Source organism: Alcaligenes pakistanensis (assembly GCF_014652815.1).
GTDB classification, from domain to species: Bacteria; Pseudomonadota; Gammaproteobacteria; order Burkholderiales; family Burkholderiaceae_B; genus Alcaligenes; species Alcaligenes pakistanensis.
This window is the reverse complement of record NZ_BMZN01000004.1, coordinates 3,137-24,211: the sequence shown is the minus strand read 5'-3', so window position 1 is coordinate 24,211 and position 21,075 is coordinate 3,137. Positions and strand designations below refer to the sequence as shown.

General features: G+C 54.3%; 25 protein-coding genes. 24 read left to right on the top strand and 1 reads right to left on the bottom strand.

Features of this window, described 5'->3' with window-relative positions; all coding sequences use genetic code 11:
* The first annotated feature begins 1 nt into the window (after position 1).
* From IE156_RS12955 to IE156_RS12935, 5 genes are all read left to right on the top strand, one after another.
* Positions 2-655, top strand: coding sequence for a DUF6475 domain-containing protein (locus IE156_RS12955; RefSeq protein ID WP_189392973.1), 654 nt, complete (start codon positions 2-4; stop codon positions 653-655).
* Positions 652-987 carry a DUF1064 domain-containing protein gene (locus IE156_RS12950; protein WP_189392972.1) on the top strand — a complete coding sequence of 112 codons (336 nt, stop codon included), beginning with the start codon at positions 652-654 and terminating at the stop codon, positions 985-987. The genes IE156_RS12955 and IE156_RS12950 overlap by 4 nt, the downstream gene beginning before the upstream one ends.
* Before the next feature lie 150 nt (positions 988-1,137).
* Positions 1,138-1,497, top strand: coding sequence for a hypothetical protein (locus IE156_RS12945; RefSeq protein ID WP_189392971.1), 360 nt, complete (start codon positions 1,138-1,140; stop codon positions 1,495-1,497).
* 469 nt (positions 1,498-1,966) lie between these two features.
* Positions 1,967-2,350 carry a hypothetical protein gene (locus IE156_RS12940; RefSeq protein ID WP_189392970.1) on the top strand — a complete coding sequence of 128 codons (384 nt, stop codon included), beginning with the start codon at positions 1,967-1,969 and terminating at the stop codon, positions 2,348-2,350.
* Between the two features lie 549 nt (positions 2,351-2,899).
* Positions 2,900-3,121, top strand: a complete 222-nt coding sequence (locus IE156_RS12935; RefSeq protein WP_189392969.1) for a hypothetical protein — start codon at positions 2,900-2,902, stop codon at positions 3,119-3,121.
* A gap of 136 nt (positions 3,122-3,257) precedes the next feature.
* Here IE156_RS12935 and IE156_RS12930 read toward each other — a convergent pair whose 3' ends face one another.
* Complete coding sequence (locus IE156_RS12930) at positions 3,258-4,064, bottom strand: HNH endonuclease (protein ID WP_189392968.1); 807 nt, start codon at positions 4,062-4,064, stop codon at positions 3,258-3,260.
* A 98-nt stretch (positions 4,065-4,162) separates the two neighbouring features.
* Between IE156_RS12930 and IE156_RS12925 the strand changes: the two genes are divergently transcribed.
* The 19 genes from IE156_RS12925 to IE156_RS12840 form a co-directional block, all read left to right on the top strand.
* On the top strand, positions 4,163-4,771 hold the full coding sequence (locus IE156_RS12925; RefSeq protein ID WP_189392967.1) for a terminase small subunit: 609 nt from the start codon (positions 4,163-4,165) through the stop codon (positions 4,769-4,771).
* Positions 4,758-6,233, top strand: coding sequence for a phage terminase large subunit family protein (locus IE156_RS12920; RefSeq protein ID WP_189392966.1), 1,476 nt, complete (start codon positions 4,758-4,760; stop codon positions 6,231-6,233). The genes IE156_RS12925 and IE156_RS12920 overlap by 14 nt, the downstream gene beginning before the upstream one ends.
* 4 nt (positions 6,234-6,237) lie before the next feature.
* Positions 6,238-7,662 (top strand): DUF4055 domain-containing protein, encoded by a 1,425-nt coding sequence (locus IE156_RS12915; protein ID WP_189392965.1) that lies wholly within the window; start codon positions 6,238-6,240, stop codon positions 7,660-7,662.
* A 12-nt stretch (positions 7,663-7,674) separates the two neighbouring features.
* Positions 7,675-8,421 (top strand): hypothetical protein, encoded by a 747-nt coding sequence (locus IE156_RS12910; RefSeq protein WP_189392964.1) that lies wholly within the window; start codon positions 7,675-7,677, stop codon positions 8,419-8,421.
* A 96-nt stretch (positions 8,422-8,517) separates the two neighbouring features.
* Positions 8,518-9,492, top strand: coding sequence for a major capsid protein (locus IE156_RS12905; RefSeq protein WP_189392963.1), 975 nt, complete (start codon positions 8,518-8,520; stop codon positions 9,490-9,492).
* Between the two features lie 49 nt (positions 9,493-9,541).
* Positions 9,542-9,895 carry a hypothetical protein gene (locus tag IE156_RS12900; RefSeq protein ID WP_189393545.1) on the top strand — a complete coding sequence of 118 codons (354 nt, stop codon included), beginning with the start codon at positions 9,542-9,544 and terminating at the stop codon, positions 9,893-9,895.
* A 9-nt stretch (positions 9,896-9,904) separates the two neighbouring features.
* Positions 9,905-10,417, top strand: a complete 513-nt coding sequence (locus IE156_RS12895) for a DnaT-like ssDNA-binding protein (protein ID WP_189392962.1) — start codon at positions 9,905-9,907, stop codon at positions 10,415-10,417.
* A 395-nt stretch (positions 10,418-10,812) separates the two neighbouring features.
* Positions 10,813-11,874, top strand: coding sequence for a structural protein (locus IE156_RS12890; RefSeq protein WP_189392961.1), 1,062 nt, complete (start codon positions 10,813-10,815; stop codon positions 11,872-11,874).
* Entirely contained in the window at positions 11,871-12,332 is a 462-nt protein-coding gene (locus IE156_RS12885) for a hypothetical protein (RefSeq protein ID WP_189392960.1), read from the top strand. The genes IE156_RS12890 and IE156_RS12885 overlap by 4 nt, the downstream gene beginning before the upstream one ends.
* Positions 12,329-12,754 carry a DUF4128 domain-containing protein gene (locus IE156_RS12880; protein ID WP_189392959.1) on the top strand — a complete coding sequence of 142 codons (426 nt, stop codon included), beginning with the start codon at positions 12,329-12,331 and terminating at the stop codon, positions 12,752-12,754. Before IE156_RS12885 ends, IE156_RS12880 begins: the two co-directional genes overlap by 4 nt.
* Before the next feature lie 591 nt (positions 12,755-13,345).
* Positions 13,346-14,128, top strand: a complete 783-nt coding sequence (locus IE156_RS12875; protein WP_189392958.1) for a hypothetical protein — start codon at positions 13,346-13,348, stop codon at positions 14,126-14,128.
* Positions 14,119-14,529, top strand: coding sequence for a hypothetical protein (locus IE156_RS12870; RefSeq protein ID WP_189392957.1), 411 nt, complete (start codon positions 14,119-14,121; stop codon positions 14,527-14,529). The genes IE156_RS12875 and IE156_RS12870 overlap by 10 nt, the downstream gene beginning before the upstream one ends.
* A gap of 137 nt (positions 14,530-14,666) precedes the next feature.
* Complete coding sequence (locus IE156_RS12865; RefSeq protein ID WP_189392956.1) at positions 14,667-15,386, top strand: hypothetical protein; 720 nt, start codon at positions 14,667-14,669, stop codon at positions 15,384-15,386.
* 89 nt (positions 15,387-15,475) lie between these two features.
* A complete protein-coding gene (locus tag IE156_RS12860) occupies positions 15,476-15,892 on the top strand; it encodes a phage-derived protein YdaY family protein (protein ID WP_189392955.1) in 417 nt (138 codons plus the stop codon).
* On the top strand, positions 15,877-16,212 hold the full coding sequence (locus IE156_RS18650; protein ID WP_444541880.1) for a phage tail assembly chaperone: 336 nt from the start codon (positions 15,877-15,879) through the stop codon (positions 16,210-16,212). Before IE156_RS12860 ends, IE156_RS18650 begins: the two co-directional genes overlap by 16 nt.
* Before the next feature lie 63 nt (positions 16,213-16,275).
* Complete coding sequence (gene bamE, locus IE156_RS12855; RefSeq protein ID WP_189392954.1) at positions 16,276-16,653, top strand: outer membrane protein assembly factor BamE domain-containing protein; 378 nt, start codon at positions 16,276-16,278, stop codon at positions 16,651-16,653.
* Positions 16,654-16,710: 57 nt separating this feature from the next.
* Positions 16,711-20,166, top strand: coding sequence for a tape measure protein (locus IE156_RS12850; RefSeq protein ID WP_189392953.1), 3,456 nt, complete (start codon positions 16,711-16,713; stop codon positions 20,164-20,166).
* 134 nt (positions 20,167-20,300) lie between these two features.
* Positions 20,301-20,657: a hypothetical protein gene (locus IE156_RS12845; protein ID WP_189392952.1), complete on the top strand. Its 357-nt coding sequence runs from the start codon at positions 20,301-20,303 to the stop codon at positions 20,655-20,657.
* Positions 20,644-21,075, top strand: a 432-nt coding sequence (locus IE156_RS12840; RefSeq protein ID WP_194523899.1) for a hypothetical protein, incomplete at its 3' end; no start/stop codon positions are given. The genes IE156_RS12845 and IE156_RS12840, both read left to right, overlap by 14 nt.

Below are 21,075 nucleotides of genomic sequence, written 5' to 3'. Positions count from 1 at the left end.
GATGCACGACACTGAAAAACAGCAGTTCTTTGGCCTTATGGCCGATGTTTATGCCTTCTACCACAGGGACACATCGCGCTTTGCGTTGAACGTCTGGTGGGAGGCCATGAAACCCTTTGATTATCCAGCCGTAAGTGAAGCCATTAATCGCCACTGCGTGAATCCTGACAACGGTCAGTATGTACCGAAACCTTCAGACATCGTGAAGCTGTTGCGTGGGTCGACGCAAGACAGCGCCTTAGTGGCGTGGGCCAAGGTCGACAAGGCTGTGCGCAATGTTGGTACTTACCGCAGCGTGACCTTCGACGACCCGATCATTCTGCTGGTTCTGCAGGATATGGGCGGCTGGATCGCGCTAGGGACGAAGAAAGAGGACGAGTGGCCGTTTGTGGCGCGTGAGTTCGAGAACCGCTACCGGGGCTACGCCACACGCCCTAGCCTGGAGTATCCCCGTTGGCTGCCCGGTATTGCTGAGGCGCAGAACAGCCAGGCTGGCCAGCCTATTGAGCCGCCGGTGCTGATCGGTGATGCCGTGCGCGCCAAGCTGGTGCTGCAGAACGGTTCCGATACCCAGCGTATCGGATTCCAGCAGCTCAGCGACAGTGAAATGCAAGAGGCCTTGGCGCCCAGTTCGCCGCGGAGGCTGCAAGCATGAAGCGCAAGTACGGAAACCGCAAGGTCGTGCTGAACGGCATCAGGTTTGACAGCCTTCGCGAAGCGGAGCGATACAGCCAGCTCAAATTATTGGAGCGGGCAGGGCAGATCACCGGCCTGGAACTGCAGCCGCGTTTCGAGCTGATCCCCAAGCAGCGCCGCGATGACGGCAGGCCTGAGCGGGCCTGTGAGTACGTGGCTGATTTCCGGTATACGGACGCCCGCACCGGTAAGCAGGTAATCGAGGACGCCAAGGGCATGCGCACGCGGGACTACATCATCAAACGAAAATTGCTCTTGCAGGTCCACGGCATTTCGGTGAGGGAGGTATAGCCATGTCATACCCAAGCTGGATGTACCAAGACCTATCGAAGCACGTTGACTTCGTGCGCCGTAAACGGCAAGAGCACCAGGAGCGGCAGCCAGAGGTAAAGCAGGAAAGGGCACGGGAAGGACTTAAAGCATTATTCGGGGAGGGCAGCCATGCAAAAACTGAGCGGCGATGATTTGCTCTGGAACTGGGCTCGCTGGTGCTGGTCGGGCGAGACGGTCGGGAACATGGAGCGGTATGTTCCCTGGGAGGACGACTACCGCCCGATCAACCAAGACCATGCCCAGGCAGTGGATGCCTTGTACCAGCGCTTGCCTCGCTATCAGGCCATGGTGGTGCAAGCCGAGTACACCCGCAAGAACTCACACTTCGGCAACTTATCGGCATCTGATCGCCTGGTGGTAGCGCGCCGATGGATTCGCCAGATCACCGGGGCCATCTTGCGGGATGAGGATTACAAACGGCACCTGGAAGGATTCAGGGCCAAGGTAGAAAAGGAGGTATTGCTGTGAAGTACGCGTCGGAGGTGATAGATCTGCTGGCGGCGTATCCGGGGCGTCGCTTTAAAATGCGGCAGATCATCAATTACGTAGGCGGCAATGCCGATCAGAAACGGCGGGCAGTAATCCGCACTGGCGTTTGGCGTGTGTTACGCGACCTGGAGTCTACAGGGCATATCCGATCGAATCGTAGCGAAGTAGGTAATGGCGCCCACGCGGATTGGTGGTGGGCGGAAAGCATAACATCAGGCCCTGGAAAACCATTTCAAGAACCATTACATTATCAGCAGCACAACTGTGCCTATAGGTTTTGAACAGGCCCACCCATCGGAAGATTGGCTGGGTTTTTAGGCGCTCCATCCGATGGAGTGATGGCCTTTAGTTCCCAGATGGAAAGATAGGCGGCACAAGAACGACGGCATGACCCAGATATAGTATGCTGACAATGTGTATTGTCTAGTAACTTATTGTGGAGTCGCATATGCAGGTTAATGGTGATGAGGTGGCTGCTGGAGGCGTATTCGCCGCGGCTGGGGCTGCTGGGGGTGGCGCAATAGGCGCTTCTTCCCTGGGTGGGATTGCCGCTGGGGCTGCGACTGCTGCAACAGGTGCAGCTGGCGTTGGTGCGGGCGCAGCCGCGTCAGCCACGACAGCCGCATTGGCTACGGCTGGTGGGGGTGCCGTTACCGCCGGGGGGGCTGGGATGGCTGGAGGCGTCACTGCCGTGGCCACCACGGCCGCCACTACCGCCGCCACTACAGGTGCGGTTGTTGTGGCTGGTGCCGCTCTAGCTGGGGCAGCAATCGTTGGAGTAGCTGGATACTTTGGTTACAAGGCATACAAAAGTTGGCGACAGACGCCCTAACAGGTCGTACGATTAGCTGCCCCGAGAGACGGCTTTTTTTATGGATGAAAAAAATTGGCCCGCTAGCTAGGCGTTGCCTAGCTGTCGATTAGGCTGAGGAAAACACGTAGCCATTTCTTATGTTTCTCCCCATATCGAAAATCGGTGAATAGATATGCCGAAATCTTCTAGGCAGTAATGGCGCACCAGTTGAAAGATTGAGCGGGCTTTTGTTTTGATGTGCAGGGCTGGCTGTTGTGGGCGATCGGCTCAAAGCGCAGATAATATAGAGAAATAAACTGCCGAAAAACCAGCACTTAGCACTGTAATCGCAATGCTTAGTGCTCGATCAACTCCGCGCGTTCGCCAGGCTAGTACGAGCGAAAGTAATGTAATGATCGGAAGAAGGATGATGATTGGCATGGGGTAGCTTTTCCAAGGGGGAAAGCATGCTAGTTTATCACTCAGCGCATTCAGCACATGCGGATTCCGCCCGCCCATCGTGAGATCGGCGGTTTTTGTTGGGGAGCAGATCGGCTTCAGGTAGAGTGTGAGTTTTTGGGTGTATGTATGGCAACCCTAATCCAAGAAGTGCAAGCTGTATTGGATTTCATAGACAATATCAATCCTTATGAACAGCAGATATCTCCGTTCCCAGTGGGTCAAGATCTTTGGGGGCAGGAGGATAGAATTGTCGAGGGCGTAGAAAACGTCTTGAGAAACGAAGGGAACGATGAGTTCACTTTAAGCCCCTCAGAGAATTTTATTCATATAGAGCGAAAACAAAAATAACCTTCATCCGCCTCCGGGCGGTTTTCTTTATGGGCCAAGGAAAGAGCGCTGATTGAAAAACAGCGCCCATGAGTTGACGTACGTACGATTGGGCACAGCGGGGCATTATCTCGTGGAGACTCTGCGCCTTACTGTCTTAAAATTTCCCAAATTTCGCTCTGTGTAATGCTAAATATTTTTTTTGGTCAGCATTCAGTGGAGGTAAGCAGCGCTTTATTATCCCCAGTGCGCTTACTTGATTTTCAATTTGTTCGGTTAGCAGCAGCTCACCAGTATCAGAGAAGCTGATTAGGTGCCGGTCGAACAAAGCGTCAACGCTGGCAGCAAGCAATAGCCCATTGTTGGAGCTGAGCCTATCGTGATTAGTTGCTCGTTTGTCTGCCCATGCCAAGATGTGAGATGCCCGAAGTGCCTCAGGAATAGTGCATCCTGTTATCGGGCACTCACTTTGCCATTGTTTTAAAAGTGTCTTACGGAAAGCTCCTTGGCCGATACGAGCCTCTATCAATGCTCGCCGTGTTGTTACTGATGATTCTGCCTCTACAGCCCTCAGTGCTTGGCGTACATCTATGGTTTCATCTTCGATAGCAAGGTTATCCGGATCAAACAGAGCCCAGTTGAGCTTCGCTAGATCAAGTCCAAGCTCGTTTGTCGGGACATATGAGTAGGGTAGCCGATTTAGAGGGCCGTATCTGGGTACGTCAAGGTACGCGTACTTGCTGATGTTGACGCATATACGCCCATACTCATTTTGAGTAACGCCACTCACCTTTCCAATAAGAAATGCTTTTCTGTGTATGTCGGGTGAATTCTGTTGATTGTGAGTGCAGATAACGTAGTCACAGTTTTGTACTCTTTTCGCGGCTGCTGTCCACCATGCAATACCGTCTTCGTATCGAAAGTCAGACATACCCTTACGAGTTAGAACGATTAGTGATTCCATGATCTTTGGCCTACTTCCTTCATAGATACATTGTGTTTGAAGACCTATTGTCACATTAAGAGGGTCATTATATTTTGGCGAACAATGAGGGTAGATATATGGCCGCTAGAGATAAGGCAGCCGCCAGGTCTTTCGGTGTTCGAGCTCTGACAACAAAGCAACGATGCTTTGTTGAGGAATACTTAATTGATCTGAACGCCACCCAAGCTGCTGTTCGTGCTGGGTACAGTGCCAAGACTGCCGGCCAGATCGGTGAGCAGAACTTGAAGAAACTTGAAATTGCCAAAGCAATACAAGAAGCCCAAGAAAAACGCTCGGAGCGCGTTCAGGTGGACGCTGATTACGTCCTAGCCAGGCTGGTCGAGATAGATCGAATGGATGTGCTGGACATCATGACCGATGCAATGAGTCTGAAGCCGCTCAGCGAGTGGCCTAAGGTATGGCGGCAGTACTTGACCGGGTTCGACCTTGCTGAGATGTTTGGCGGTTCGGGCGATGATCGCGCGGCCATCGGTGTTCTGAAGAAAATCAAATGGCCTGACAAGGTAAAGAACCTGGAGCTGCTGGGCAAGCATGTCAGCGTCCAGGCGTTCCGCGAGCAGGTCGGGCACGGAAGTCCTACTGGCGGACCGATTGAGCTGGCCACCCTGACGAAAGAAGAATACAAACAGGCCCGGCAGGAGATGCTGGCTGATGACGACTGCTGACCAAAGAAAATATGCCCGCAAGATAGAGTGTGAAGAAGACGGCCTATATTTTGGCCGTTTTTTTTTCAAGCAACGCATGGGTGCCAAGATGATCGTGGCCCCCCACCACAAGGTGATCCAGCAAACGCTTGATCGTGTGGTGTCTGGTGAGATTACCCGCTTGATCATTAATGTCCCGCCTGGGTACACAAAGACTGAGCTTGCCACGATCAATATGATCGGGCGCGGCCTGGCGCTGAACAATCGCGCCCGGTTCATGCACTTGTCTTACTCGCACAATCTGGCGCTACTGAACTCAAGTACGGCGCGGGGCATTGTTAAGTCTCAGGCTTATCAAAGCATGTGGCCCATGATGCTGCGCGACGACGCGGACAGCAAGGCTATGTGGTGGACTGAGCACGGCGGTGGCGTGTATGCGTCGTCAGCCGCCGGCCAGGTGACGGGTTTTCGAGCCGGGCACATGGAGCCGGGTTGGCAGGGCGCGCTGATCATTGACGATCCGGTCAAGCCTGATGATGCATACAGTGATACGGTGCGCGGCGGCATTAACGACCGATTCAATGAAACGATTAAATCCCGACTGGCGATTGAAACCACGCCGATGATTGTGATCATGCAGCGGATTCACTACCAGGACCTCAGCGGCTATCTGCTGCGTGGCGGGTCCGGGGAAAAGTGGCACCACCTGAATCTGCCAGTGATCATCGACAACAGCCTGCCTTACCCGGAAGAGAACACGCACGGCATCCCGATTGACCATGGCCTTCCTGATGGCTGGCTCTGGCCTTTCAAGCACAACGAATCACACCGGACTGCGCTGTTTTCTCACCGGCGCACGGCAGAGGCGCAGTATATGCAGCGCCCACGGCGATTCAATGCCGAGGGGGCGCTGTGGACTGAGGCGCTGATTACAGCCGCTCATGCTTTGCAGATCAGGCATGAGCTCGTACGCACGGTGGTGGCGGTTGACCCGGCCACGACTGCGAGCGACGAAAGCGACGAGACCGGCATTGTGGCAGCCAGCTCCTATGGATCAGGCGACAACCGCCAGTATTCGGTAGACGGCGACTATAGCGGCAAGTACAGCCCTAACGGCTGGGCACTGAAGGCAATCGGTGCATATGAGCAGCACAATGCTGACGCTATCGTCATCGAGACGAACCAGGGCGGCGATATGGCTGAGTCAACGCTGCGTAATGCCGGGTTTAAGGGTCGTATCGTGCGCGTCCACGCCAGCAAAGGCAAGTTCGCCCGGGCTGAGCCTATCTCAGCACTCTACGAGCAGGGCCGGGTGGCGCATAAAGGCGCTCTGTACCTACTCGAAAACCAACTTATGGAATATGTGCCAGCAACGGCCAAGAAATCGCCTGACCGGCTTGATGCCGCAGTCTGGGCATTGACCGAGCTCGCGCCAAGTATCGGCTTGAAGTCGGCCGGAGTTGTCACAACCGCTTTTGGATAATCACATGCAAGACCCAAGTATCAAACACCCGGAGTACATCAGCTTTGCTCCTTCATGGGAGTTGATGCGCGATGCCGTAGCGGGTGAGGACGATGTTAAGGCTAAAGGTGATAAGTACCTGCCGTTGAAAACCGGTACAGCAGCCATCGAAGACCCGGTTGCCAAGGCTCGCGTGTACGACTTGTATAAGACGCGAGCTGAGTTCCCCGAAGTTACAGCGCCTACTATCCGGGGCGCGGTCGGCATTATGCTGGCCAAGCCCGCGAAAGTTGATCTGCCGGAGTCCATGGAGCACCTAAGAGAGCGGGCTACGCTTGATGGCTTGACGCTAGATGCACTGCACCGGCGGATGGGCATGGAGATCCTGACTACTGGTCGGTATGGCTTACTGCCAGGTCTGACTGAGGACGGGGTGCCGTATCTGTCAGGCTACGTGGCTGAGTCCATCATCAATTGGGACTCTACCAATGGCGTTCCCGATTACGTCGTTTTGGATGAGTCTGGCCCCGTCCGTGATCGAGAGACCGGCAAATGGAAGCAGGTGGAGCGATTGCGCGAGTGCTTGGCCTATGACGGTGTTTACCGTGCGCGAGTATGGGAAAAGACGGAGGGGGGCTGGTCCGCTGGCGAAGAGGTTGCTGCTTCAACGCCGCGAGGTGACGCGCTGGATACCCTGCCATTTATCTTTACAGGATCCCTGGATTTAACGCCCGAGCCAGACGATGTGCCGCTGTACGGTTTGGCAAAGCTGGCTGTGCGCATCTACCGCCTGGATGCTGACTTCTCCTTCTCGCTGCACATGACCAGCGAGCCGACGCCAGTGGCCATAGGGTTTGACGATCCTGTAAGTGCAATTCAGCAAGGACTTGCGCCCAAAACGCTGGGTTCTTCAGTGCTGTGGATTTTGCCGCAAGGTGGCGACGCCAAGTATTTGGAGTTTAGTGGGCCAGGGCTGGAGAAGCAGGCTAATGCAATTCAAGAAGCCCTTGCACGAGCGGCTCAGTTTGGTGCCCAGGTACTCCAGTCAGGGCAGTCTGCTGAAAGCGGTGAGGCATTGAAACTACGGGCCGCAAGCCAGACAGCCACGCTTACAAGCATTGCTCAGACCTCTGCCGCTGGGCTAGAGCGGGCACTGCGCAATATCGCCAAGTGGATTGGAGAAGATCCTGAAAAGGTTGTCGTTACGCCGAACCTAGAGTTCTTTGATCGTTCGATCACTGCGCAGGACATCCAGGCACTGGTCGCCGCGTGGCAGAGCGGTGCTATGTCGCACCGGGCGCTATTCGACAAGCTGCAGCAGGGCGGCGTGATCCACGAAGACAAATCTTATGAAGAAGAGGAAAAGGACATTGGCGACGACGACGCTGATGGCGATCCTCTGGCGGGCGTAGGCTCGCTATTTCCCAGCGCCGAGGGCGCTACCAACTAAGGAGGCCATGACGTGGCTTTGAAATCTTTCTATACCGAAGCAAGCGAGGTTCCAGAAAACCTCAAAGACCTATACACAGAAGCGGCCGATGGCCGCTTTGTTTTGGACGTCGAGGATATCGACGCGCACCCGAAGGTTTCCGGCGTGATTCGCGCCAATAAGGAAAACGCGGTCAAGGCCAAAGAGCGCCTAACCAAGATCGAGGAGCTGGAAGGCCGGATTGGCGCGCTGCCCGAGGACTTCGACGCCGATGAGTGGGAGCGCCTTAAGTCTGGCGCTAAGCCAGACGAGCAGATTACGGCCTTGAAAGAGCAGCATGCACGAGCGGTGGAAGGTCTGAAGGCTAAGCACAAGACGGACCTGGACGCTATCACGGCACAGGTTGCAGAGCGTGACGGCTATATCGACGGGCAGACTCGGCGTGATGCGCTGAATGCTGCCCTTGATGAAGCAGGTTTTGATCCTGTCCATAAGCCGATGCTTTCCAAGTTCCTTGCAGATCAGATCAAGGTTCGTCGCGAAGACGGTGGTCAGCGAGTTGCTTTTGCTGATACCGACCTGGGTGAAGTCTCTCCGGTGGAGTTCGTGAAAGATTTTGCTGCCAAGCAAGGCAAGGCGTATCTAGCCAAGGCATCCGGGCCTGGCGCACCTGGAAGCCACGGTGCAGGGCAGCGCGGTCAGACTGCCGGAAATTTTGGCGGCTCCAAAGAAGAGCGTCAGCAGGCAATCGCTGCCAAGTATCCAGAACTTGGCCGATAGAAAGCTGCCCCGATGGGTGCAGCAACGCGCGAGGCGCGACAACACAAACTTAGCCGCCTCGCGCGGCATCCATCTTTACAGCTATAGGAGCTACAGATGTCTCTCTCTCAAATGGAAGTATTCAATAAGTACTTCATGCCAGCGACGATTGAAACGCTGGCCCAAATGGTCGATAAATTCAATGCCGCCTCCAACGGTTCCATTGTTCTGACTACTGAAGGCTTTGAAGGCGATTTCGTGATGACTTCGTTCTTCAGAAACCTGTCCAATGCGCGCCGCCGCGTTGATCGCTATGGCACCAACAATGCCGTGACGCCGGTGGATCTGTCGCAAGATAAGTTCGTGGCAGTGAAAATTGCTGGTGGTTTTGGCCCTGTGCGTTACGAGCCCTCGCAGATGACGTGGCTTAACAAGCCTACGGCTGAGGGTGTCGAGGTTGCCTCCCGCGCCTTTGCTGAGTTGCTGCTGCAAGATCAGCTCAATACCGTCATTGCTGCTCTGGTGGCCGCCATTGGCAATCAGGGGGCGGCCGCTACCGTGGATGTGTCTGCATCCAAGAAAGTGGACTATCTGACAGTCAACGAGTCGCACGCTCTGTTTGGGGATCACTCCAGCCAGATCGTTGCTCAGGTGATGGATGGCATTCAGTACCACAACTTCATCGCCTTGAATCTGGCCAATGCTCAAACGTTGTTCCAGGCAGGCAACGTGCGCGTGGTCGATATTCTTGGCCGTCCGTCGGTTGTCACTGATGCGCCAGCTCTGTTTACGGCAGCTGCAGGAGAAGATGCTGCTAAGCGTCGCGTTTTGTCTTTGACTACCGGCGCGGCCTTGGTGCGCGATCCTCGCAACCTGGTCTCCAACGTGGAAACTAGCAACGGCAAGGAACGAATTGAAACCACGCTGCAGATTGACTACGACTTTACCGTTGGCCTGAAGGGCTATGCCTGGGATATGGCCAATGGCGGCAAATCACCAACTGATTCTGAGATCGCTACTGGGTCGAATTGGGATCTGGTTGTGTCCAGCATTAAGCACAGCGCCGGCGTAATGGCTGAAGGTCAGGGCTAATCGGTTTGAAGAGGGCGGCTTAGGCCGCTCTACTTATTTGGAGATTTAGATGAAAGTTATCTATCAAAAGCACCCGGTTACTCCTGAGCAGAAAGTGGAGCTGCGGTCTCAGGGCTACAAGATCATTGATGCGGCTTTTGCTCCGGCTGGTTACGAGCACCCGTTTACCCGGCGTGAGCAGACTGAGGAGCAAGCTAAAGCTGAGCTAGAAGCGAAGTCAACAGAGCGCGTTGAGGCTGAAAAGCTGGCGTCTGATGCAGCTAATGCCAATACAACGCTTTGGGATGGGCTGGACGAGCTAGACGCAGAACAGCTGCATGCTTTGGCTAAGGAACGCGGGGTTTCCGTTCATCACAAGGCGGGTGCTGACAAAGTACGCGAGGCGTTGCGTAAAACGGCGTAAGGAGCCGGTATGAAATATTACGGCTCTCTGGATGGGGCACTGGAGTATCACTCGATGTCGGCCGGTGGTGCCGCGTGGTCTGCTGATGGTGTGGCTGATGCCCAGCGTACAGCCGCGCTTGTGCGAGCTACCCGGTCGCTGGATGGGCAGTATGGGGAACGTTACCCGGGCAAGCCCACGCAAGGCCGTGCACAGTCTCTGGCATGGCCAAGATCAGGCGCTGTCGATCATTGTGCAAATGAAGCGTTGCCCGACAATTCCGTACCGATCGAGATCGAGCATGCCACCTATGCACTCGCGCTGGTGGAGCTTCTGACGCCAGGCGCGTCCAGTCCGAGTTTTACTCCGGGTGCTGTGAACAAGCGTGAGCGCGTGGATGTGATCGAGCGAGAACGATTCGGGCCGGCTGATGGCGTTGCGCTGACTCTTGATATGCAGCGCGCGCAACTGGCCGAAGTTGAGGATTTGCTGCGCTGCCTACTGGTCAACCGTGGCGCAACACAGTGCATTTTGAGAGCGTGATATGGCCGACTTCTATTCAGACATGGCTAAGATGGCCGCTGACTTACTGGCCCCGACGAGCCAAGGTGGACTAGGGCAGGGCGAAATCAAACTGACCCGCAAGACTCCTGGCACGCCAGACCCGAGTAAGCCATGGGAGCCGGTAGAACCAACAACGCAGACTGAGCCCCTCCGAGGTGCGGTGCGCGGTGTGAGTAAACAGATTATCGGCACTGAGATGGACGGGACGGTAATTCTGGCATCTGATCGGCAGGCTATATGTACCGTTCCGACGATGCAGTACACGGCGGGCGATGTTCTGTCTGTGGACGGTGTACCGGTTCACATTATTGCGGTTGAGCGCATACCGGCCGCTGGGGTTACGAGCGCGGTGAAATTCATTATTCGGGGCTGATATGGCTACACGCAGACCCAACCGGTCGCAGGCTCGCCTATTCGCACAACTGATCGCTGAGCTTGAGCCCGAGGTTCACAGGGCGTTCATGGCCAGCGTCACCGACCTGCAAGCCCAGGTCGATTGGCGGGCCTTGCTCGATGCGCTTACCAGAACAGACATCGAAGGTGCGATTGCTGCTCTCAATATCAATGAAGCGGCCTGGGCTGAGTACTCGTCCAAGATGACACAGGCGTATGCGCTGGCAGGCGCATCCACGGCAGCGCAGATCCAGGCGCAGGGGTTAGGCGGTATCGGTACTCGGTTTCGCATGACTAACCCCGGCGCTCAAGAGTGGATTCGGCAGAACGTAGCGAACCGCGTTGTGGGGTTCTCAGAGGAACAGACCCAAGTGGCTCGTATGGTCATTGAGGCTGGGTTCGGCAGAGGCCAAGGGCCACGCAATATAGCAGTCGATCTGGCAGGTAGAGTGCAAGGTGGGTCACGCGCTGGCGGTGTGCTCGGGCTGGATGCTCCCCGTGCAGCACGTTTGCAGGCAGTCACACAGGGTATGCGCACCGCAGATGGTGTGCGAGATCTGGTGATTGTCCGGCAGGACGGAAAACTGGCGCTCCGGTACAAGGTCAATGCAGCCACCGAGCAACGGATTATCCGGGCCTACAAGGCAGGAACTGCGGTGCCAGAAGCGGACCGACTGATCAGTGAGCGGCAGTACAGCAACGCGCTGTTGAAATCCAGAGCCGATACGGTGGCATTAACTGAGACAGCTAATGCTGTTATGTCGGCTCGGGACGAGCAATGGCAGCAGTTAGCGGAGTCAAAGGGGTTGGACAAGAGCGCAATTATCAAGACTTGGCATCATCGGCGCGGCGCAACCAAAGAGAGCCGTCCAGATCACGCGGCTATGTCTGGTCAGTCGGTCCGAGGATTGGACACGCCCTTTGTGTTCCCTGATGGAACGAGTATGCAGCACGCACACGATCCAGCCGGCGGAGCAAAACACGTTATTTCATGCGGCTGTGACACCACATACCGCCTGGATCATTCTGTGGGGCTGGAATGAGCAATTCATTTGCTGCAACAGTGTCAGCCTGGGCTGCACAAAGCGAGAAGAGGCTTGAAGCAACTCACAGACGCTCGATTGAGCTGCTTGCTGATGAAATGCGGGAAACCAAACCAAATGGTGGGCGCCTACCTTTTCAGGCAGGGAACTTGGCGCGGTCGCTTATGGCTTCTACGCAAGGTATGCCACAAGGAGCAGAGGGCGCTGCGGTATTTCTTAAAGATCAAGACGTGGGGGCGGTTACCGCCACTCTTGATCTGGGTCAGCCTGTTTGGATTGGCTACCAAGCTATCTACGCTCGGCGGCAGAACTACGGGTTTGTCGGCGCAGATTCATTAGGTCGCGTTTACAACCAAGCTGGCTCATATTTCGTTGAAGGTGCCATAGCAAATTGGCAGCAGATCGTAGCCAAAGCGGTGGCGGAGCTGCAATCAGGAGTCGAGGCGAAAAGCAAATGAGCGCAAAAACCGAAACGGCAATTTGGCTGGCTATAAAGGGCCGGATAGAGTCGCTACCCCTGTCCTATACCAAGGCTTGGCCGGGCCAAACCTTTGAGGTGCCGCATGCCGGCGGGCTGCCGCAGCCTTACTTGCGAGTAGGGCGAGTTACCGTGGCGCCAGTTCGGCAAATGATCGCGCCAGGCAAGCCGCACCGACGAACAGGAGCCTTGATCATCACTCTGGTTTATCCGCTTGGCCAGGACGTTTCAGCCTACGACCAGATCGCGGGAACGGTCGCAGATCATTTTCGTGACGGCACGCAAATGACCTACGGTGGTGTGTGTGTGTCAGTGACTGACTATCCATACGTCCAAGAGGGCTATGAAGATAACGGGTTCTGGACTGTTCCGGTCCGCGTCCCATGGCAGTGTTTTGCATAGGAGATAACGATGTGCACAGATTGTGAGGCCCGGCGAAAGTTGGCGCGTGATGCTTGGGTAAAGGGAAAAATCGGTGAGGCTGCCGGCCATGTAACTAAAGGCGCAGCCGAGATGGTGGGCCTGAAGCCTAAGACTGGAGGTCAGGAACTCGCCAGAAAGCCTGAGCGGGCGAAAGCAACCGCGAATAAAGAATAGCCGCCATCCAGGCGGTTTTTTTATACCCGTTCATTCGGGCAAACGCTTCAAGCAACCTTAAATCGGTGGATACCGAGCCCGCAAGGGTGGAAGAGCTTTGACAAGATCCGAGTTGACTGCTGGGAGCGGACCCCAAGTCAGCCTGGTACGATCAGATGGTTACACGCCACGACTTTTTTACAACGGGCATATCGTCGGCTGGGGAACTGTTTGTGTGGCTCTGAAAAAGAGCCTAAACTTCGCGGCAAGCTACGTGCTATAGTCGTTTTACAATTTTTACATTTGTGGTGGTTGTCATTCGCCAGCTTAGTTAGTGTGTTCGCTTGCGCTTGCATTTAAAAGAATCTTGAGGTTTCTGATGGATTCTGTAAATGGTTTAAATAATATATTGGAATTATGTCTCTAGCACAGCCTGTAACCATAATAAATGAAATAGTAGATGGCTTTAATTTGGAGTCTAGCAGAGATGCGTCCATAAGAAAGAGCAATGACTTTAATTATAGAAAATTGCTTTCTGATATTAATAAGCTGAAGAAGGTGGATGCGTTTTCAGGTTGGCAATTGCAGGCTGCTCTTCAGGTTTTTACCGGCGACATTGAAGAGTTTAGACGATGCATGGATATCGCTAGAGGCTTAGGTGATATTTACAGCAAACAATCTATTGGGATCTATTTTCCTACTTTAGTTCAGCTCGGGTTGTCGTCTGAGTGTCAAGCGGAGCTGAAAAGTAAGGATTGGCCAAGGCTAGGGATGGTTTCCCAAGTTGGGGAGGCGGCTTTAATGTCCGGGTCGTTACATCTGTTGTTGGAAATGTATGCGCAAGCAGATGAGATACAGTTACAGTATAAGCCAGCTATTGATGTAAATATTTTGCAAAAAATGGTAGCTGTTTTACAAGCTGGTCGCTTAAATGATATAGATATTGGGGCTCTTCTTGACTTGGCATTTGCGCAGCTAAAGAAGAAAAGCCTTCTCTCATCGGATATCTGTTTTGATTTTGTTGAAGATGATGGCGATGGTAATTTAGTAATACATATTGGTTTGGCTGCGGGCCTTGAGTCCTTGCTGGAGTTGCAATGTGATTTTGCGTTAGCGGTAGCCATGGGACGTAAAAATTATCCTCGGGTACACGTTTTATTCGAGTTTCCAGGGAAAATTCGGGAGATGGCATGTCAGTAACTCCTCAAGAATTGATGACGTTCGCAGATGAGTTGTGGAGAAAAGCGGATTGTGAGCTGAGCCATAGATTTGCTGTTAGTAAGTTTTATTACTCTATTTATCATTTGTGTGATTCAGAGTTTTCCTGTTACCGGCTTTCTTCCGATGATCTGAGAGGGGGGGTTCATCAAAGACTATGGGAAGGATTGAAAAGTTTCGAGTGCGAATCAGACTTTGATAAACAGGTACTTTTGCGAACAATTGGGATTTTGGGTGATATCCTAAGAGTGCGACGGGTTTCTGCAGATTATTTTTTAGATGAAAATATTAATTCTGGTGACTCCCGTCTGGCACGGGGACACGCTAAAGATGTTGCTAGTAAGGTTCAGCAATACTTGACCGCTGCTACTGATATGCCTTAACTGATTTTTAAGAGAGCCCTCTTGCGAGGGCTTTTTTATTGCCTTTCACCTACACGCACCTAACACTTAACTGACCCGGCCAAGCGCCGGGTTTTCTTTTCGCCGCCCCGTGCGGCTTTTTCCATTTGGAGACGCACATGAGCGAGCAGCTCTACACAATCGCGGGAACGCGAGTTTTTATCAGCAGCATGCCTGTACCGGCCAAGGGCAATACAACCCTGGCTGATTTCGCCAATACCGACTGGATTGAGATTGGCGGCCTGTACAACCTGGGCGAGCTGGGCGGGGAGCAAGCCGTCAACGAGTTTGAATTGATTAATGAAGAATGGACTCGCAAGACCAAAGGCGGCCGCAATGGCGGCACGATGACCAACCAGTTTGTGCCTATGGCGCTGGACCCAGGTCAGATTAAGTACTTGGAGGCCATTGAGCATTGCCGCCCTTATCAATTCAAGATCGAGCGTGGCGCTGATTGCACGCCCGAGTCTACCGTGACTATCACAAACGCAGACCCGGCTGTTGTCACTTGGGAGGCTCATGGCTTGTTCGCCAATCAGCCCGTGGTGTTCGCTACAGATGGCACGCTTCCTACCGGATTGACGGCAGGCACTGTGTATTACGTCTTGGCTAATGGCCTGACCGCGAATGCGTTCAGCGTTTCGGCCACAGAAGGCGGCACGCCCATCGCTACCACGGCAGCAGGCACCGGCACTCACACTGCCTCCGCCCCGCCTGTAGGCATGACCGATTTGTTCCAGGGCTTGGCTACTGACGGCGCACGCTCCGGCGGTGCCAAGAATGACTTGTATACCCGCACCTGGCCCATCGCAGTTGATGGTCGGATTGTGACGATTTAACGAACCCGCGTCAGCGGTTAGGGGCTGGAAGGCTTGGTTCACCTGCCAGCTCCGCTTAACGAACCAGAACCGAAATAGGAATTACAGACATGGATATCAATGAACTGGTTTTGACTGACGAAGCCCTGAACGTAATTGATTCTGGCACGTGGGTCGGCGACCTGGACGGTGCGCCTGGTGTTGAGTTTCTGGTGTGTGGCATTGGCTCGAAAGATGCTCAAAAGGCGCTTACACAGAAGCAGGCGGCACTGCGCTTGAAAAATCGAGGTAAACCTTTGAATGAAGAGCAGCTATCGAAAGCCATGCGCGAAACCCTGGCCGAAGTGGTTTTGAAGGGCTGGCGCGGCCTGAAAGACGGTGGCAAGGATTTGCCTTACACCCCCGAACTGGCCACCAAATTCATCACGTCTCGAAACGGTGAGCGTTTTGCCGGCATGGTCCTTCTGGCGGCTCAGCGAGTGGATGCAGACGCCAACCTGTATGTGGAAGAATTGGCAAAAAACTAATCGCCCGCCTGCGATGGAGCCTCAAGCACCCGAATGCTCATGAGCAAATCAAGGCTTATGAGCATTACGGGCAGGAGGTTCCGCCGGGGCTTATCCCTCCAGATCTTCATGATGTGGAGTGGTCCTACTGGCGGGCTTTCCGTGAGCTTAGCACCGAACGTCCAGGCGGGCTTACAACGGGGCCGATTCCCTGGTCGGCGATTGAGAAATATGCGGAGCGCAAGCCAGGCCTTAATCCGGATACGTTTCTGCTACTGATGCGAGAAATGGATGATGTGTATCTGTTTCATCAGACCAATGAGAAACCGTCTTCGCGGTAGCGCCTAGCGCGGGCTTTTCCCGTTGGGGTATCATGGCCCGTATTCTTTTGTTACGGAGGGGTTATGAGGCGTTTCTTTGTGGCGGTATTCTCGGTTTTGCTTATGGCTGGATGCGCAAATAAAATTGATTACAACAGGGGCTCATTGCATCTCGGTATTGGAATGAGCAAGCCTGAAGTTATCGGTGTTCTGGGTGAGCCGCGTCGGACTGATGTAAATGAAGATCGAGAGCGATGGATTTATTGGAATAAGGTGCTAATTGGATTTACTCCATTTGATAACGAGAACCTAGCGCAAGATAGACTGGTAGTGACCTTTAAAGATGGGAAAGTTAGCAAATGGAGCAACCAAACTTTAGCCGACGATATTACGGAGGCTAGTCAAAAGACACTAGATTCGTCTTATAAGGCGGCTAGGGAGCTCCAGAAAGCCTCACAATAGAAGTTGTATTAGAAGTCCCCAACCCGCTGCGGCGGGTTTTTTTATGGGTAAAACATTATGGAAGTCGCTGCTTTAGGCCTTCGGGTTGATGGCGCAGATGGTATTGAGCGCGCCCGTGATGCGCTTGGCCGTTTTACTGGGGCAAGCGAGGATGCTGAGCGCTCTACCGAAAAGCTTGGCAAAGAGAGCCAGAAAGCCAAGGGACCGATTGATGGTCTTGGTCGTGCCGGTGAGTCAGCAGCATCGAAAATGTCACTCATGGGCGCGGCCGCGCTTAAAGCTGGTGCTTTTGTGGCCGCAGCACTCAGCGTAAACGCTCTCAAAAATTACGCTGACTCCTGGTCGGACATGCAGAGCCAGGTTGGTGCCGCTACGGGGGATATGGCGAACGCGGCTGACTCAATGCAAAGGCTTACGGATATGGCGAATGCGTCATATTCGCCGCTTCAGCAGACAGTTGGCGTGTATGCCAGAAACGTGGCGACGTTCCGTGATTTGGGCCGCAGCGCCTCCGAGGCAGCCGATTTCACAGAGGCGGTGAACCATGCGCTGGTTACAACTGTCACCCGTGGGCAGGATGCGGATGTTGTAATTGGATCGCTGTCTCGGTCCCTTGCTACTGGAAAGCTCGACGCCCAGGCGTTTGACACGATCGTCTCGCGCAGCCCGCGAATTCTGAAGGCAATGGCCGATCAGCTGGGCGTTACTACCAGCGCCTTGCGAAAACTGGCTGTTGAAGGGAAGGTCACGAGCGACGTTATCGCCACAGGAATGGTTTCATCGCTAACCCGGTTAAGCGAAGAGGCCGCATTGATGCCTGCCACTATGGCAGACGCGTTCGTGCGTGTGCAAAACAATATTACCGAGTTTGTAGGGAAAATTGATAAGGCATCAGGCGCATCGGCCTTCCTGGCTGAGTCTGTGCTTGGCTTTGCTGACGGGATTCGTAAGGCGGGTGATTACGTGCTGGCATTTGGGGCTTTAGTAGGTCCAGCCTTTGATGTTGCTGGGTCAGCGCTGTTGGCTGTAGCCAAGTACGGTGACATTGCTGCCATAGCCTTGGCTGGGTTCTATTCCCCGGCTTTGATTGGTGGCCTTACTGTTCTAACCAAATCGTTGGCTGTCGGGGTAGTTGGAGGCATTAAGGCGGTGACTGCCGCAATTGCAGCCAATCCCATTGGAGCGATTGTGGCCGTGCTGGCCGCTGCTGGGTACGCCATGTATTCAGCATTCTCTGAGGCAAAAAGCGGTGCAGATGCTCTCGCCCGTACGGTGGAGGACCTGAAATCACCGCTCAGCTCGGTAGTCGAAAGCTTTAATAAACTCAGCAAGGATCAGCAGGCAAGCAAACTCGTTCAATACACAAAAGCGTTTGAAGAGGGCACAAGAAAGGCGGACTCAGCATTTTCTGATCTTATTGCGAGCGTTGGCGGCATCAATCTTCTTCGATTTGGCGTCCCCGTTGCAGAGTTGGATTTGGTTATTGATCGCTTGCATGCAGCGCGTGCAAGCGGTGAGTCGCTATCTCCAATTTTGAGTAACTTTGCCACTCGGTTTGGCATCCCGCGTAGCGCCCTTGACGAGTGGGCTACTTTTGCCGGAAATTTTGATGAGCTAAAACAAAATGCGCAAGGCGCGGGGAGTGTCCTAGACGCCACAAATCGGTCCCTGAGCATTCTTTCATCCACCTCGAACAGCTTTGCTTCTGGTATCGAAAAATGGGACGAGTACCTTAAAAAGCTGACTGACGCCCGCGACGTTATCGGCATGAGCGCACGCCAACTGGGCGTGTTTGAGGCTGCACAGGCGGGCGCTAATTCTGTTCAGCGGGAAATGGCTGGTGTTATCACCGCACAGACTGATGCGTACAAGAAGCTGCAAACGGCTATTGAGGGCAAGGACAAAAAAGCCGCCGAGGCCGCCAAAAACAATATCCGGGCGTTGGATGTCGAGCGGCAGAAGGTGGAGCTGCTGGCCATCAAAACCCAGGCCCTTATTGCCGCGACCAATGCGTTTGCGCGTGGGGAGGTGTCAGGCGATGTGGCAAGCGGCATTTTGCAGAACATGCTCGCTGGTTTTGCCCAGGCTGAAGCTGCTATTCAGGTGAGCAAAGAGGCTGAGGCGCAGATTTCCAATATCTACGCCAATGCTGTGCCGCGCACGACAGGCGGCGGTGGAGCATCCAAAGAGAATGAGCTCAAGAATGTAATCAAGCAGCTCATGCTTCAGAAGGGCGCCCTGGGAATGACGACCGAGCAGGCCGCTCGGTACGAGATTGAGATGGCCAAGGGCTCGGAGACAGACCGTAAACGAGCCTTGACGCTGTACGACCAGATCCAAGCCTGGAACGAAACAGAGAAGGCTATGCAGGCGGCGATTGACTCGAGCCGCCAGTACTTGGCCTTCCAGCAGGAAATGGATGTGTTCCAGCAAAAGCTGAATCTGGATTCGGCTGGTGTTGGGATGGGTGATCGTCAGCGTGAATTGGCCCAGGCTGACCTCGCGATCCGTCAGGAGTACGCGCAGAAGCGTCTTGATCTGGAGATGGCCCAGCAGGTTAAGGAAACCGCGCTCACTCAGGAGCAATACCAGTACCGTCTTGATTTGTTCCGGCAGTTCGAGGAACAGAAGCTGGCGGGCCTGCAGCACTCAGCCGAAGCGCGGGCGATAGCCGAAGCTGACTGGACGAATGGTATGGCTCGGGCCTGGGATAACTTTGCTACCCGCGCCCAAGACATTGCAGGGCAGACAGATGCGCTGTTCACTGGCATGCTGGATAACATGACCCGAGGGTTTGGCGATGCATTTGAGGCCATGATCTTCGATTCGGAGAACCTGGGCGAATCGCTCAAGGGCGTGGCTGAGGGGATGGCTCGTTCTGTGGTAAATGCCCTTGGCCAAATGGCTGCTCAGTGGCTGGCGTATCAAGCTGTTCAGTTGATCGTTGGTAAAACTACCCAGGCGTCTAGCGCAGCAACGATGGCGGCCAACGCGCAAGCAACGGCGCTGCAAGCTGGTCTGGCGGCGTATGCTAGCACCGCTGCTATCCCTGTGGTTGGCCCTGCCCAGGCTCCTATAGCAATGGGTGCTGCGTTGGCGGTTGCTACGCCCCTGGCTACTGCTGTGGGCTTAACAGCAATGGCCGGCATGGCTCACGACGGCATTGATTCTGTTCCTCAGACAGGAACATGGCTGCTGGAAAAGGGTGAACGAGTTACGACAGCTAAGACGAGCGCACGCCTTGATTCGGTGCTGGAACGCATTGACTCCCGACAGCGTGGTCTACGGGCGGGCGCTGATCAGGCTGTAATGCCCCGGCTCGTGATCAACAACAACGGCACGCCGCAGGATTACAGCGTTCAGTCTATTACTCGCGATGAGGTCGTCTTGATCGCCGAGGATGCGGTGATGCGCAAGGCTCCTGATGCGGTTTCCAGAGAGCTGGCGAACAATAACTCAAGAGTGGGCAGTTCGATGGCTAGTCGATTCAACATCACTCCAAAGAGGCGCTGATGGATTGCTTAACTAAGTTTCCGTTTGTTCCTCAGCAAGCAGGGTACACAGCGGACTTTGCTGACGGGATTGTGTCGTCAGGAATGGACGGTGGTCCAAGTTTTCGCCGCCTGGACACGACCGGGAACCCGCTCATGGTGTCTGCTAGTTGGGTTCTGGCTTGCGACGATTACGACATGTTCCAGGGGTATGTGCGCAACTGGATGAGGTCGGGCGGCGATCCATTCCTTATAGACCTGGTTCTAGAAGGGATGGAAGCCACTGAGTACCAAGCGACTTTTGTGCCTGGCACGATTCGTTTGTCGTCCAAGAATGGCAATACCATCATCGTCAATGCCCAGCTTGAAGTCCTGCCTAACTTCGTCTCCCCATGTAATGACGAGTGGGCGGCCAGAGCAATGCTGGATGCGGTCTTTGGTGATGATGTCTGTGAGGCCATCGATATTCTGGGCAAAGTAGTTAACGAGGATCTGGTCTATGTCAGAGAATGATTTCTTCTTTAAGGCGCGAAGGTCGGTCTCGCGCATTGAGGGCCTGGAGATAAGCCATCCGTCTTTCTCCGGGTCTTTTTTTTTGGTCCGCAACCCAAACCCCTGGATGAAGCGCCAAGTGCTGGGCCATGGGGGCGGGGTGGTGCAGGAGTATGAGTATCTGCCGATGCGCATGCAGCCCAAGGACACGCGCGGGGACTTGGATTTTGGGATGCGGGTGGATTTGGGCGATCTGGGCGAGATTATCCCGGAGGAGTTGCAGCGGGTGATTGATGCCGGGACGAGCCATATCAAGCCCACCGTCATTTACCGGGCCTGGCGTTCTGACAAACTCAGTGAACCAATGATCGGGCCGATTGTGCTGCAGGCGGACGAGATCTCGCGCACGCGTGACGGATCGTCGTTTGAAGCGGTTGCT

Excerpts from the sequence above, each read along its gene's own strand:
- IE156_RS12955 (WP_189392973.1), top strand. The coding sequence starts at position 2 with ATGCACGACACTGAAAAACAGCAGTTCTTTGGCCTTATGGCCGATGTT.
- IE156_RS12950 (WP_189392972.1), top strand. The coding sequence starts at position 652 with ATGAAGCGCAAGTACGGAAACCGCAAGGTCGTGCTGAACGGCATCAGG.
- IE156_RS12945 (WP_189392971.1), top strand. The coding sequence starts at position 1,138 with ATGCAAAAACTGAGCGGCGATGATTTGCTCTGGAACTGGGCTCGCTGG.
- IE156_RS12940 (WP_189392970.1), top strand. The coding sequence starts at position 1,967 with ATGCAGGTTAATGGTGATGAGGTGGCTGCTGGAGGCGTATTCGCCGCG.
- IE156_RS12935 (WP_189392969.1), top strand. The coding sequence starts at position 2,900 with ATGGCAACCCTAATCCAAGAAGTGCAAGCTGTATTGGATTTCATAGAC.
- IE156_RS12930 (WP_189392968.1), bottom strand. The coding sequence starts at position 4,064 with ATGGAATCACTAATCGTTCTAACTCGTAAGGGTATGTCTGACTTTCGA.
- IE156_RS12925 (WP_189392967.1), top strand. The coding sequence starts at position 4,163 with ATGGCCGCTAGAGATAAGGCAGCCGCCAGGTCTTTCGGTGTTCGAGCT.
- IE156_RS12920 (WP_189392966.1), top strand. The coding sequence starts at position 4,758 with ATGACGACTGCTGACCAAAGAAAATATGCCCGCAAGATAGAGTGTGAA.
- IE156_RS12915 (WP_189392965.1), top strand. The coding sequence starts at position 6,238 with ATGCAAGACCCAAGTATCAAACACCCGGAGTACATCAGCTTTGCTCCT.
- IE156_RS12905 (WP_189392963.1), top strand. The coding sequence starts at position 8,518 with ATGTCTCTCTCTCAAATGGAAGTATTCAATAAGTACTTCATGCCAGCG.
- IE156_RS12900 (WP_189393545.1), top strand. The coding sequence starts at position 9,542 with ATGAAAGTTATCTATCAAAAGCACCCGGTTACTCCTGAGCAGAAAGTG.
- IE156_RS12895 (WP_189392962.1), top strand. The coding sequence starts at position 9,905 with ATGAAATATTACGGCTCTCTGGATGGGGCACTGGAGTATCACTCGATG.
- IE156_RS12890 (WP_189392961.1), top strand. The coding sequence starts at position 10,813 with ATGGCTACACGCAGACCCAACCGGTCGCAGGCTCGCCTATTCGCACAA.
- IE156_RS12885 (WP_189392960.1), top strand. The coding sequence starts at position 11,871 with ATGAGCAATTCATTTGCTGCAACAGTGTCAGCCTGGGCTGCACAAAGC.
- IE156_RS12880 (WP_189392959.1), top strand. The coding sequence starts at position 12,329 with ATGAGCGCAAAAACCGAAACGGCAATTTGGCTGGCTATAAAGGGCCGG.
- IE156_RS12875 (WP_189392958.1), top strand. The coding sequence starts at position 13,346 with ATGTCTCTAGCACAGCCTGTAACCATAATAAATGAAATAGTAGATGGC.
- IE156_RS12870 (WP_189392957.1), top strand. The coding sequence starts at position 14,119 with ATGTCAGTAACTCCTCAAGAATTGATGACGTTCGCAGATGAGTTGTGG.
- IE156_RS12865 (WP_189392956.1), top strand. The coding sequence starts at position 14,667 with ATGAGCGAGCAGCTCTACACAATCGCGGGAACGCGAGTTTTTATCAGC.
- IE156_RS12860 (WP_189392955.1), top strand. The coding sequence starts at position 15,476 with ATGGATATCAATGAACTGGTTTTGACTGACGAAGCCCTGAACGTAATT.
- bamE (WP_189392954.1), top strand. The coding sequence starts at position 16,276 with ATGAGGCGTTTCTTTGTGGCGGTATTCTCGGTTTTGCTTATGGCTGGA.
- IE156_RS12850 (WP_189392953.1), top strand. The coding sequence starts at position 16,711 with ATGGAAGTCGCTGCTTTAGGCCTTCGGGTTGATGGCGCAGATGGTATT.
- IE156_RS12845 (WP_189392952.1), top strand. The coding sequence starts at position 20,301 with ATGGTGTCTGCTAGTTGGGTTCTGGCTTGCGACGATTACGACATGTTC.